Genomic DNA, 11645 nt, shown 5'->3' on the forward strand with positions numbered 1-11645 from the left:
CTCGCCGACCGCGTCGACGCAGGTCCTCCCGAGCACCTCGTCGTAGTTCGGGTTGACGGGGACCGTCTCGCCGTCGAAGTCCGCGAGCAGGTTCGACGTGACGGCGCGCCCGACCGCGCCCTCGCGGGCCGTCGCGCCGACGACCGCGACCCGATCCGGGTCGAACAGTTCGTTGAGCGTACCCATCGTCTTCCGTCTACGCGGACGGTCGGTTTAACCCCGGTGGCCGTTCTCCGCGTCGGGAAATCCGCCCAGCCGGACGTATCCGCGTCGTTCACGCACCGGCGCCGCGTCGTTCACGCACCGGCGCCGCGTCGTTCACGCACCGAGCCCCCACCGCTCACGGGCAGATCCACGTCACTCGGGGGCGATCCCGTCCCGCCGCCCGCGTTCGATCCGGAGTCGGTTCACGGGGTCTGCCGGCTCGGACGTCGCCTCGCCGCGGGCGCTCGGCACCGTGAGGGTGACCACGTTCCCGTTCCGGTGGGTGTCGAACGCGAGCTCGCCGCCGGACCGTTCCGTGATCCAGTAGACGAGCCACAACCCCATCCCCACCGTGTGTCTGAGACGGTCCATCTCCCACTCGTCGGTGATGACCCGCCGCTGTTCGACCGGGATCGGCGGACAGGTGTCCCTGACCGCGATCGCGACGCGGTCCTCGTCGTCGGTCACGTCGACGCGAACCGTCGGGGTCGATTCGGCGTGCTCGACGGCGTTCTCGACGAGCTCGTCGATCGCGTGGTCGAGCTCGGGGATCGTGAGCGCGGTCGCCTCCGGCGGACACGAGACGTCGAACTCGGCGCTCGGCTCGCGGGTTCGCATCCGGTCGACCGCCTCGGAGACGATCGGATCGACCGGGGTCGGACGCGGCGAGCCGTCCTCGCCCAGGAGGTCGATCACGTCGCGCTGTTTCTCCGCGGTCTCGAGGAGGTCCTCGGCGACGCGCCGGATCGTCTCCGCGTCGGTCTCGGGTCCGCCGGTCGTCCGCGCGGCGATCCGTTCCGCGGTCCCGGAAACGACGTTCATGTCGTTTCGGATGGTGTGACGCAACAGGTTGTCCATCACCGTGAGCTGGCGGTTCCGCCGGTACTCCTCGGTGACGTCGCGGGCGAACCCGGACACCGCCACGACCTCCTCGGACTCGTCGTCGAAGACCGGCTCACCCGGCACGCGGAGCCACTTGATCTCCCCGTCGGTCGGCTCGATCCGGTAGTCGATGTGGGTCGTCTCGCCGGCCGAGAGCCGCGCCATCGCGCGTTCGACGCGGGAGCGATCGTCGGGATGGACGACCTCGAGGAACCGGCGCGGGTCCTCGCGGAGGTCCTCGAGGGAGAGACCGAAGACCGTCTCGACGGACTCGTTGACGAAGAGCAGCTCCGACCACTCGGCGTCGAACATCCAGAGGACGTCCGGCGACTTCGAGACGATCGTCTCCAGACGCCGCCTCGACTCGACGTCCTCGGTCACGTCACGGGAGCGAAACACGTGGCCGTCGACGCCGGTCCGGTCGGGCGGGAACAGCTCGCTCCGTACCCAGACCCAGTCGTCGTCGGCGGTCCGGAACCGGTACTCGAAGGGCTCGTTCGGGACCGATCCGTCCGCGACGGCGCGCTCGAAGATCGCCCGGACCCGAGGGTCGTCGTCGGGATGAACGAGCGCGAACGCGTCCCGACCGACGAGTTCCGCCGGCTCGAACCCGAGGAGCCCCTCGATCGCCGCGTTGAGGTACCGGAAGGACCCGCGGTCGTCCACCACGACGACGGCCTCGTTCGTGAGATCGAGGAGGGTCGTGGCATTCGGTACCTCGGTCATACGCGAACCCTCTCGGAACGGGACATATAACGGTAGCCGTCCGGTTATCACGATCGAAAAGCACGGTTCGAGCGACGGACGCGGGGCGACGGCGGTCGGTTCAGTCCGCGGAGACGCCGGGCGTGTCGAAGGCCGCGAGCGACGCGCCGAGCTCCTCGGACTCCATCGTCAGCCGGACGCCGGCGTCGGTGAGTTCGACGGTCGCGTCGGTGACGCCCCGGGAGTACTCGGCCGCGTGGTCGCCGGACGGGTCGAAGCGGACGCCCTCGGTGAGAAGCGGCGTCTCGCTCAACCGTTCGACCTTGCGGTACGCCGTCGAGAGGGCGATGTCGCAGTCGTCGGCGATCTCGCTCGTGGTCATCGGCTCGTCCACCGCGGCGAGTATCCGCCGGCAGTCGGGGTCCGAGAGCGCGTCGAACGCGGTGTCCAGGTCGTCGTCGGCCTCCGTCAGCGTCGTCGGTCCACCCACGCGGGACGTGTCTCGTTTCATGTCTGTTGATCGGGGCTCCGTCCCCCCGAACCCCGTCCCTGTATATGCGGGGTATTTTATAAGCGAGCTCGAGCGCGGGCGGGGCGTCAACGTTTTGTCCGGCGGCGGGCACGAACGAACGATGGGAGCCGGCATCAGGGCGGAGGTCTCGCTGCCGACGTCGTCGCCGTCGCCGTTCGACGGCGTCGTCGACGGGTCGACGCCGATCTACAGCGTGGCGCGGAGCCGGCTCGCCCGCGAGGAGTCGGACGAGACGGTCGCCGGCGACGGAACCGAGAGCGGCCCGGTCGCCGGAGACGAGAGCGGTCCGACCACCGGAGACGAGGACGACGAACGCGAGCACGTCCCGACCCCCGGAATCCCGGCGAACGCCGCCGGCGACACCGTCGTGATCGAGTTCCTCGCGGACGCCGACCTCGAGGTTCCGGAGGGCGTCGAGACGGTGTTCGATTACGGTCGGAAGGCGGCCTACCGGTTCGAGGTGCCGTGTGCGGACGACTCGCCGTTCTCGGTGCTCGACCGCCACGGCGTCCCGGCGACGGAGACGGTCGTCCGCGACGGTCGGCTCCTCGTGACGTTTCACGCGTCCGACCTGCCGACGCTGCGGACGGTCCTGGAGGAGCTCCAGGAGTCGTGTGCGGACATGCAGGTGTTGCGGCTGTTACAGTCGTCGTCGACGCCCGAGGAGAGCGATCTGGTCACCTTCGACCGGAGCGAGCTGACGGAACGACAGCGCGAGGTCCTCTCGGCGGCCCACGACGCCGGCTACTTCGAGCACCCGAAGGGCGCGAACGCCGGCGAGGTCGCCGCGGACCTCGGCATCGACCGGTCGACGTTCAGCGAGCACATCGCGGCGGCCCAACGGAAGATCCTCGCGACGGTTCTCGACTGATCGGATTCTGACGGCGTGGGAACTCGATGATCGTTTGATAGGGACTACCGTCGTAACTCCATCCATGACGACACCCACACACACGTTCGTCTGCCCGGAGTGTCGCCACTCGTTCGAGGTGGACGACGCGATGCGGGAGGCGCTGCTCGAGGCCGGCTGTGTCGTCTGCGGGGCGCCCGTCGTCGACGCCGACCTCACCGCACCGACCGTGGAGTGACACGCGTCGGTCGCTTCAGTCGACCGCTCCCGTCGGCCGGTCTCGCATGGTACTCCCGTCAGCCGGTCTCGTGTGGTTTATCCCCCCGTGTGTAGAGACGTAGCGTATGACGACGAAGCGCGAGGCCGAGATGTCCGCGTCCGCGATCGACGCGTTCCTCGCCCGCCACGAGACCGGCGTGCTCTCGCTCGCCCGCGACGACGCCCCGTACGCGATCCCGATCTCCTACGGCTACGACGAGGACACTCGAGAGGCGTTCTTACGGCTGGTTTCGACGGTCGACAGCGAGAAACGCGAGTTCCTCGGGTCCGATCCCGACGCCCGGCTCGTGGTGTACGAGGAGGAGGGCGGGACCTACACCAGCGTCGTCGCCGTCGGGACCCTCGAACGGGTCGACCCCGCGGCGCTCACTCCCGAGCGGATCGCCCAGTACGGCGAGACCCGCCGCCCGCTCTTCGAGATCTGGGCCGACGACAAGCCCGACCTCGACATCCAACTCTACCGGCTCGCTCCCGACCGGCTGACCGGGCGGGAGATCGTCGTCGACCGAGACGAGTAGACCGCGATACTCCCGCCACCCCCGGTCTCCGCTCGATTCCTCCGTCCTCGTTCACTCCGCCCGTCGCCGTCGTTCCAGCTCCTCGATCAGCGTCACCACGTCCGAGACCGCCGCGTCGACGAGCGCCGCCCCCTTCTCCGCCGTCGCGACCGTCGGGTCGCCGACGTTGCCCGCGGGGGTGATGGACGCCATCTCCTCGGCGGTGAACGCCCAGCCGACCCGGTTCTCCCCGAGCGCGTCGTAGTCCGTGAGCGGGAGCGACTCCGCGGGCGGGTCGACCGCGGTCGCGGCGTCCATGTCGACGAGTTCCGGGAACAGTTCGAGCGCGATGCTCGTCTCGAACTCCGAGGCGTGAAACGAGACCTCGCCCGTCCGGACCTCCTCGGCGACGTCGGCGAACAGCTCCACGAGCGGGACGTGGAACGCCTCCACGCCGCTCTCGGTCCGGAGCCGGCGGACGACGACCTCCAGTTCGGGGTCCTGGGCGAGGTAGTGGCCGTTGACGAGCAGGACGTGTTCGATCCCCCAGTCGGCCGCCGAGTCACAGACGTCGAAGACGTACCGCTGGAACGTCTCCGTCGACACCGTGACCGTCCCCGGCTTGAACGTGTGGTGGGGAGTGACGCCGTACGGGATCGGCGGGGCGAGAAGCGCCGGGACGCGCTCGGCGACGAGCGCCCCGATCGCCTCGGGCATGAAGACGTCGACGCCGAGCGGCAGGTGGTGGCCGTGCTGTTCGACGCTGCCGACCGGAAGCAACAGCGTGCGGGTCCGCTCGAGCGCGGACTCGATCTCGCGCCACGTCAGCTCGTCGAGCCGGCTCGTCTCGAGACCGGAGGAGTCGTCCATGCGGCCGCTTCGCGCGCGCTCGACAAAAAGCCGGACGGAGGGCGGAGGGACGCGGACGGGATGCGCGGCCGGCGGGCGAGAGGACCCGAGGCTACGCCTCGGCGAAGTCGTCGTCGCTCACCGCGGTCGTACAGACCGGACAGCCGACCTCGAGGATGGTCTCGCGCATCTCGTCGTTCACCTCGATGGTCTGGTTACAGCCCGGACACGAGAACTCTGCGGTCGTCACGATGGTCCCTCGTTGGCCGAAAAACGGCGGCGGGCGATATAAACCACCGGCTTTCGGTTGGGGCGGCGGTCCGCCCTACGCGAACGCGAGCGAGTCGTCGGCGTCGGTCTCGTCGGTCTCCTGAAGCTTCTCGTAGGCCTCGAGGAAGTCGTCGAGCGTGACCTGCGTCCGGTCGTCGCGGATCGCGAACATCCCGGCCTCGGTACAGATCGCCTTGATGTCCGCGCCGGAGGCGTCCTCGACCATGCCGGCGAGTTCGGTGAAGTCGATCCCGTCGGCGAGGTTCATCTTGCGGGTGTGGATCCGGAAGATGATCTCCCGGCCCGCGGTGTCGGGTTTGGGCACCTCGATGAGCCGGTCGAAGCGGCCGGGCCGGAGGATGGCGGGATCGAGCATGTCGAAGCGGTTGGTGGCGGCGATGATGCGGACGTCGCCGCGCTCGTCGAAGCCGTCCATCTCGCTGAGTAGCTGCATCATCGTCCGCTGGACCTCGGCGTCGCCCGAGGTCTTCGAGTCCGTCCGTTTGGAGGCGATAGCGTCGATCTCGTCGATGAAGAGGACGGCGGGCTGGTTCTCGCGGGCGACCTCGAAGAGGTCGCGGACGAGCTTCGCGCCCTCGCCGATGAACTTGTGGACGAGCTCGGACCCGGCCATCTTGATGAACGTGGCGTCGGTCTCGTTGGCGACCGCCTTCGCCAGCATCGTCTTGCCGGTCCCCGGCGGGCCGTACAGCAGGACGCCGCTCGGGGGTGTGATGCCCACGTCCTCGAACATGTCGGGGCGTTCGAGCGGCATCTCGACGGTCTCGCGGACCTCCTGCATCTGGTCTTCGAGCCCGCCGATGTCGTTGTAGGTGACGTCGGGCGAGTGTTCGACCTGCATGACGCGGGCGCGGACGTCCGTCTCCTTCTCGAGCTTCTTGACGACGGACAGCGAGTTGTTGACCGCGACCCGGTCGTCGGGGTCGATCTTCTCGCGCATCTCGTCGGTGATCTCCGTCAGCGCCTCCTGGTTGTTGCCGTGCTGTTTGATGACCGCGCCGTCCTCCGTGAGCTCCTGGACGGTGGCCACGAACAGCGGCGACTGCTTGAGCTTCTTGTTCTCGTGGGTGAGCCGCTCGAGCTTCTGCTGGTACTTGTTGTTCTCCGCGTTGGCGTCGAGGAGCTTGTCGCGCATCTCCTCGTTCTGGGTCTCGAGGACCTCGAGGCGCTCCTGGAGGGTCTCGATCTTCTCCTGTCTCGACGCCGACCCCTCGTCGTAGGGCATGTCGACGTCGTCGACGGTGTCACTCATTGCCCGTAATAAAGCGTCTCGCGGATAAGAGGCTTCGGGTGGTGGCACTCGAGATCCGTCCTGTCGCGAGCATATTCCTAATAGTAATAAAACAGGATAGTAAATATTATCTAACGGCATGAGCTACTGACGATTACGCATGAGCACCACGGAAGCCGTCGCCGCCGACGAGGACGCCTCGGACCGTTGGGAGGCCGTTCGTGACCTGCCGCCGAGCGCGAAGCTCGTCGCGAAGGTCCTCGACTACAACGACACCCTGACTCAGAGCCAGCTCGCCGAGGAGACGCTCCTCCCGCCGCGGACCGTCCGGTACGCGCTCTCCCGGCTCGAGGAGGAGGACGTGATCGACTCCCGCTTCTCCTTTACCGACGCCCGCAAGCGGCTGTACTCGCTGGCAGTCTGAGCGCCGCTGATCCGAGCCGCGGCGCATTCACGAGCCGACCGATCACCCCGGATCCGGGTCCGAGGGTTTAAACCGGGTCCCGCGGCAGACGCCGCATGGTCTCGACGGACGACGTCAAGCGAGCGCTCTCCGCGTTGGCGACCCGGACGGACACCGCGACCCGCCCCCACGCGGCGGTGATAGACGAGGCCGACGCCGCCCGCTCGGACCTCCGCCGGGCGGCCGGGTTCGTCGAGGCCGTCGGGCTCGACCGGCTCGCGGCGGCGGTGGCGGAGGCGGACCGCGCGGGCGACGCCGGTCTCGCCGACCGCGGCCGCGAGGCCCTGGAGGCGTATCGCCGGTACCGGGCCGTCGCCTCGGGGGCCGAGAAGCGATCCGACCGCCCCGACCGCCCCGACCGCTCCGACCGCCCCGACCACCCTGACCACGCCGACCGGCCCGGAACCCCTAAACCCGACACGGGCCAACCGTCGACCCGATGACACGGGTGATCCACACCGGCGACACCCACGTGGGGTACCAGCAGTACCACTCGCCGGTCAGACGCCAGGACTTCCTCGACGCGTTCGGGGCCGTCGTCGACGACGCGATCGACGACGACATCGACGCCGTCGTTCACGCGGGCGACCTCTTTCACGACCGCCGGCCCGAGCTCCCCGATCTCATGGGGACGATCGCCGTCCTCCGGCGGCTCGCGGACGCCGACGTCCCCTTCCTCGCCGTCGTGGGCAACCACGAGTCGACGCGCGGGGGCCAGTGGCTCGACCTCTTCGAGCGGCTCGGGCTCGCGACCCGGCTCGGCGACGCGCCGACCGTCGTCGGCGACACTGCCTTCTACGGGCTCGATCACGTCCCCGTCTCCCGTCGCGACGAGCTCGAGTACGCATTCGAGCCGCACGACGCCGACTACGCGGCGCTCGTCGCACACGGCCTCTTCGAACCCTTCGCGCACGCCGACTGGGACACGGAGACCGTCCTCGCCGAGAGCGACGTGGACTTCGACGCGATGCTGCTCGGCGACAACCACAAGCCGGATCGCGCCGAGGTCGCGGGGACGTGGGTCACCTATCCGGGGTCGACCGAGCGCGCGAGCGCGAGCGAGCGCGAGGGCCGCGGCTACAACCTCGTGACCTTCGACGAGACGGCCGTCGGCGGCGATGACCGCGTGGAGATCCGGCGACGCGCACTCGACACCCGGGAGTTCGTCTTCGTGAGCGTCGACCTCCGCGAGGGCGAGGGCGAAGCGCGCGTTCGCGAACGAGTCCGCGAGCACGACCTCGCGGACGCCGTCGTGCTCGTCGAGATAACCGGCGAGGGCGACCCGGTCACCCCGGCCGCAGTCGAGGAGTTCGCGGACGCCGAGGGCGCGCTCGTCGCGCGCGTCACCGACCGGCGCACGGTGGAGACCGACGAGGAGTTCGACGTGAGCTTCGCCGACCCGGAGGCGGCCGTCCGCGAGCGGATCGAGGGGATGGGGCTCTCGTCCGCCGGACTCGACGTCGACGACGCGGTCCGGTCGGACTCGATCGCCGACGCCAACGTCCGCGAGGAGGTGAAGACCCGGGTCGAGGACCGGCTCGACGACCCGTCCGCGTTCGTCGGCGCGGGCGGCGGCGGAAGAGATCCGGAGGCGACGACGACGGAGGACGTCGACCAGGAGAGATCGACGGAGGAGGGCGAGAGCCACGGAGAAGTGACGGCTGACGACGACTCCGGAGAGGCGACCGAAAGCGGAGAAACGCCCGATGATGACGATGTGACTACCGAATCATCCGAGCCGTCCACGCCGGCGGACGGGCAGGTCTCAATGGAGGACTACCTGTGAAGTTCGACCGGGTCCGGCTCTCGAACTTCAAGCCGTACGGGGACGCCGACCTACGGCTCTCGGAGGGCGTCACCGTCATCCACGGGATCAACGGCAGCGGCAAGTCGTCGCTGCTCGAGGCCTGCTTCTTCGCGCTGTACGGCTCGAAGGCCCTCGAGGGAACCCTCGAGGACGTGATCACGAACGGTGAGGAGGAGACGACGGTCGACCTCTGGTTCACCCACGACGGGGCCTCCTATCGCGTCGAGCGGCGGCTCCGGCGGTACGACGACCGCGTCGACCACGACTGTACCCTCGAGACCACTGCCGGCGGCGACGTGACCCGTGACGGCGCGACGGCGGTGAGGCGGTTCGTGACCGAGCTGCTCCGGATGGACGCCGACGCGTTCGTCAACTGCGCGTACGTCCGGCAGGGCGAGGTGAACGCGCTCATCAACGCCACGCCGAGCCAGCGGCAGGACGTGATCGACGACCTCCTCCAGCTGGGTAAACTCGAGGAGTACCGCGAGCGCGCGGGCGACGCCCGGCTTGGCGTGGAGGACGTGTTGAACGCCAAGCGCGCCGTCCTCGAGGAGAAGGAGGCGCGGATCGATCGGAAGGAAGACGAGGACCTCCACGAGCGGCTCAACGGGCTCGAGAGCGACCTCGCCGAGGTGAACGACGAGGTTGAGCGCTACGAGGCCCAGCGGGAGCGCGCGAAGGAGACGCGGGAGGAGGCGGCCGAGACGCTCTCGACTCACGAGGAGAAGCGGTCCGAGCTGGCGTCGGTCGAGGAGGACGTCGAGTCGATCGAGACGGCTATCCGCGAGACGGAGCGCGAACGCGAGGGGCATCGGGAGGCGATCGCCGAGACCCGCGAGCGGGTCGAGGAGGTCGAATCGGCGATCGACGACCGGCTCGACGCCGCCGGCCTCCAGGCCGCGACGGACGAGGCGATCGCGAAGCGCCGCGAGGCGCTCGACGAGCGGGAGTCGGAGATCCGCGAGGAACTCGACGACCGGCGGGTGAAAGCCGAGGCGTTCCGCAACCAGGCGACGAACCTCGCGTCGAAGGCCGACGACCTCGCCGAGCGTGCCGCGGAGGCCGAACGCGAGGCCGAGAGCCTCATCGGGGAGGCCGACGCCGCCGAGGAGGACGCCGAGGAGCGAGCCGCCACGATCGAGGAACTGCGCGAGGAGGCCGACGCGCTCCGCGAGCGGTTCGCCGACGTCGACGTCGATCGGGACGAGGCGGCGGAGCGCCGTGACGCGATCCGGGAGCGGCGCGGCGAGGTTCGCGAGCGGGTCGCGGAGCTGTCCGCGGAATTGAAGAACGCCCGCGAGCGGGTCGAGGAGGCGGAGAAGCTGCTCGCGGCCGGCAAGTGTCCGGAGTGCGGCCAGCCGGTCGAGGACTCCCCGCACGCGACCGGGATCGAGGCGGACCGCGAGCGCGTGACGGAGCTGGAGACGGAGCTTTCGGACGCCCGCGAGCGGGCGAGCGACCTCGACGACCGGATCGAGACGCTCGGCGCGCTCGCCGAGGCGGCCGAGCGGCTCGACGGGATCGACGAGCGCATCGCGACCCTCGAGGAACGCGTCGCGGAGAAGCGCGAGGAGGCCGACTCGAAGCGGGACGCCGCCGCGGAGAAGCGCGAGCGGGCCGCGGAGCACCGCGAGGAGGCCGACTCGACGCGCGAGGTCGCTTCGGAGAAGCGCGAGGAGGCCGAGGCCGCCGCCGAGCGCGTGGCGGAACTGGAGGACGCCCTGGCGAGCGTCGGGGACGCCCGCGACGCGGTGGACGCGGTCGAGGAGCGGCTGTCGACCGTCGACGAACTGAACGCGGAGATCGAGCGTCGCCGCGAGAAACGCGAGAACCTCGAGGCGGTGAACGACGAGCGGCGCGACCGGCTCGCCGACAGGCGCGAGCGCCGCGACGAGTTGCGGGAGGCGGTCGACGAGGACGCGGTCGAGACGGCCAAAAGGCGCAAAGCGGAGGCCGAGGACTACTTGGAAAAGGTCGCCGAGGAGCTCGACCGGCTCGACGAGCGGCGGACCGAACTCCAGAACGCGATCGGGGGGGTGCGGGGCGAGATCGAGGCGTTGGAGGCGCTCCGCGAGGAGCGCGAGTCGCTCGCCGAGACCGTCGCGGCGCTCGAGTCGCTCCACGAGGAGACGACGGAGCTGGAGGCGACCTACGGCGACCTCCGCGCGGAGCTGCGCCAGCGCAACGTCCGGGAGCTCGAGCGAACCCTCAACGAGACGTTCGAGCTGGTGTACGGCAACGACGCGTACTCACACATCGAGCTCGACGGCGAGTACGCGCTCACCGTCTACCAGAAGGACGGGGAGGCGCTCGACCCCGAGCAGCTCTCGGGCGGCGAGCGGGCGCTGTTCAACCTCTCCCTGCGCTGTGCGATCTACCGGCTGCTCGCGGAGGGGATCGAGGGGGCCGCGCCGACGCCGCCGCTCATCCTCGACGAGCCGACCGTCTTCCTCGACTCCGGACACGTCTCCCGGCTCGTCGACCTCGTCGAGGAGATGCGCGGGTTCGGCGTCAAACAGATCGTGATCGTGAGCCACGACGACGAGCTGGTGGGGGCCGCGGACGAGCTCGTGACCGTCGAGAAGGACCCGCGGACGAACCGGTCGACCGTCACCCGGGAGGACGCCGCCGGGATCGACGTCGCGTCGCTCGCGGACGACTGAGACCGTCGTTTCGACGACGGAGACCGTCGATCGATGTGTCCGCATTGGCGCGCGCCCGTGAGCGGCCGCCGGCCGCGAACGGCCCGCGCGAGGGAGGTCGAGGCGGCCCGCCGGCGGCTCCGGCGGGTCGCCGAGGCCGAGGCTGGGGAGGCGTGAGGTGCGGTCGCGGCGCGGTCGCGGCGCGGTCGACAGTCGGGTCGACCCCCTACCACTCGTTCGTGCTCTCCGCGTCCGCGTTCTACTCGTTCGTGCTCTCCGCGTCCCCGCGCAGCAGCCGAACCGCCGTCTCGGCGACCGGCGTCGCCACGTATCCTCGCCGGCCGTCGACGTCGGCCTCCTCGATCAGTTCGGCGACGCGGAACTCCGCGAGCCGACCGTGGAGGTCGGACTCG

14 protein-coding genes are annotated in these 11645 nt (G+C 69.7%); 7 read left to right on the forward strand and 7 right to left on the reverse strand.

Features of this window, described 5'->3' with window-relative positions; genetic code table 11:
• The 3 genes from F3H10_RS15475 to F3H10_RS15485 form a co-directional block, all read right to left on the reverse strand.
• The coding region (locus tag F3H10_RS15475; RefSeq protein ID WP_149785667.1) for a CoA-binding protein at positions 1–186 on the reverse strand (186 nt) is incomplete at its 3' end.
• Positions 187–357: 171 nt separating this feature from the next.
• Entirely contained in the window at positions 358–1812 is a 1455-nt protein-coding gene (locus F3H10_RS15480; protein ID WP_149785668.1) for a PAS domain-containing protein, read from the reverse strand.
• A gap of 100 nt (positions 1813–1912) precedes the next feature.
• Complete coding sequence (locus F3H10_RS15485; protein ID WP_149785669.1) at positions 1913–2302, reverse strand: winged helix-turn-helix domain-containing protein; 390 nt, start codon at positions 2300–2302, stop codon at positions 1913–1915.
• A 121-nt stretch (positions 2303–2423) separates the two neighbouring features.
• Here F3H10_RS15485 and F3H10_RS15495 point away from each other — a divergent pair, with 121 nt between their 5' ends.
• The 3 genes from F3H10_RS15495 (at position 2424) to F3H10_RS15505 (ending at position 3970) form a co-directional block, all read left to right on the forward strand.
• Positions 2424–3194, forward strand: a complete 771-nt coding sequence (locus F3H10_RS15495) for a helix-turn-helix domain-containing protein (RefSeq protein WP_223174342.1) — start codon at positions 2424–2426, stop codon at positions 3192–3194.
• A gap of 64 nt (positions 3195–3258) precedes the next feature.
• Positions 3259–3411, forward strand: a complete 153-nt coding sequence (locus tag F3H10_RS15500; RefSeq protein ID WP_112079253.1) for a DUF7560 family zinc ribbon protein — start codon at positions 3259–3261, stop codon at positions 3409–3411.
• Positions 3412–3517: 106 nt separating this feature from the next.
• On the forward strand, positions 3518–3970 hold the full coding sequence (locus F3H10_RS15505) for a pyridoxamine 5'-phosphate oxidase family protein (protein ID WP_149785670.1): 453 nt from the start codon (positions 3518–3520) through the stop codon (positions 3968–3970).
• Positions 3971–4021: 51 nt separating this feature from the next.
• Here the strand turns inward: F3H10_RS15505 and F3H10_RS15510 are convergent, their stop codons facing one another.
• The 3 genes from F3H10_RS15510 to pan1 form a co-directional block, all read right to left on the reverse strand.
• The gene (locus tag F3H10_RS15510; protein WP_149785671.1) at positions 4022–4819 is read right to left on the reverse strand and encodes a creatininase family protein; all 798 of its coding nucleotides are present in this window, start codon (positions 4817–4819) and stop codon (positions 4022–4024) included.
• Between the two features lie 91 nt (positions 4820–4910).
• Positions 4911–5048 carry a DUF7560 family zinc ribbon protein gene (locus tag F3H10_RS15515; RefSeq protein WP_142985070.1) on the reverse strand — a complete coding sequence of 46 codons (138 nt, stop codon included), beginning with the start codon at positions 5046–5048 and terminating at the stop codon, positions 4911–4913.
• 75 nt (positions 5049–5123) lie between these two features.
• Positions 5124–6341, reverse strand: a complete 1218-nt coding sequence (pan1, locus tag F3H10_RS15520; RefSeq protein WP_149785672.1) for a proteasome-activating nucleotidase Pan1 — start codon at positions 6339–6341, stop codon at positions 5124–5126.
• Between the two features lie 139 nt (positions 6342–6480).
• On the opposite strand from pan1, the gene F3H10_RS15525 reads away from it, so the two are divergent.
• From F3H10_RS15525 to rad50, 4 genes are all read left to right on the forward strand, one after another.
• Positions 6481–6744, forward strand: coding sequence for a MarR family transcriptional regulator (locus tag F3H10_RS15525; protein WP_149785673.1), 264 nt, complete (start codon positions 6481–6483; stop codon positions 6742–6744).
• A gap of 95 nt (positions 6745–6839) precedes the next feature.
• Entirely contained in the window at positions 6840–7226 is a 387-nt protein-coding gene (locus F3H10_RS15530; protein ID WP_149785674.1) for a hypothetical protein, read from the forward strand.
• On the forward strand, positions 7223–8569 hold the full coding sequence (gene mre11 / locus F3H10_RS15535) for a DNA double-strand break repair protein Mre11 (protein ID WP_149785675.1): 1347 nt from the start codon (positions 7223–7225) through the stop codon (positions 8567–8569). The genes F3H10_RS15530 and mre11 overlap by 4 nt, the downstream gene beginning before the upstream one ends.
• On the forward strand, positions 8566–11253 hold the full coding sequence (rad50, locus tag F3H10_RS15540) for a DNA double-strand break repair ATPase Rad50 (protein ID WP_149785676.1): 2688 nt from the start codon (positions 8566–8568) through the stop codon (positions 11251–11253). The genes mre11 and rad50 overlap by 4 nt, the downstream gene beginning before the upstream one ends.
• 238 nt (positions 11254–11491) lie before the next feature.
• Here the strand turns inward: rad50 and F3H10_RS16635 are convergent.
• The coding region (locus F3H10_RS16635; protein ID WP_455325819.1) for a DUF7346 family protein at positions 11492–11645 on the reverse strand (154 nt) is incomplete at its 5' end.

The sequence above is a fragment of the Halorubrum aquaticum genome (assembly GCF_900113615.1).
Taxonomy (GTDB): Archaea; Halobacteriota; Halobacteria; order Halobacteriales; family Haloferacaceae; genus Halorubrum; species Halorubrum aquaticum.

Excerpts from the sequence above, each read along its gene's own strand:
- F3H10_RS15485 (WP_149785669.1), bottom strand. The coding sequence starts at position 2,302 with ATGAAACGAGACACGTCCCGCGTGGGTGGACCGACGACGCTGACGGAG.
- mre11 (WP_149785675.1), top strand. The coding sequence starts at position 7,223 with ATGACACGGGTGATCCACACCGGCGACACCCACGTGGGGTACCAGCAG.
- F3H10_RS15480 (WP_149785668.1), bottom strand. The coding sequence starts at position 1,812 with ATGACCGAGGTACCGAATGCCACGACCCTCCTCGATCTCACGAACGAG.
- pan1 (WP_149785672.1), bottom strand. The coding sequence starts at position 6,341 with ATGAGTGACACCGTCGACGACGTCGACATGCCCTACGACGAGGGGTCG.
- F3H10_RS15495 (WP_223174342.1), top strand. The coding sequence starts at position 2,424 with ATGGGAGCCGGCATCAGGGCGGAGGTCTCGCTGCCGACGTCGTCGCCG.
- F3H10_RS15510 (WP_149785671.1), bottom strand. The coding sequence starts at position 4,819 with ATGGACGACTCCTCCGGTCTCGAGACGAGCCGGCTCGACGAGCTGACG.
- F3H10_RS15525 (WP_149785673.1), top strand. The coding sequence starts at position 6,481 with ATGAGCACCACGGAAGCCGTCGCCGCCGACGAGGACGCCTCGGACCGT.
- F3H10_RS15500 (WP_112079253.1), top strand. The coding sequence starts at position 3,259 with ATGACGACACCCACACACACGTTCGTCTGCCCGGAGTGTCGCCACTCG.
- F3H10_RS15505 (WP_149785670.1), top strand. The coding sequence starts at position 3,518 with ATGACGACGAAGCGCGAGGCCGAGATGTCCGCGTCCGCGATCGACGCG.
- F3H10_RS15530 (WP_149785674.1), top strand. The coding sequence starts at position 6,840 with ATGGTCTCGACGGACGACGTCAAGCGAGCGCTCTCCGCGTTGGCGACC.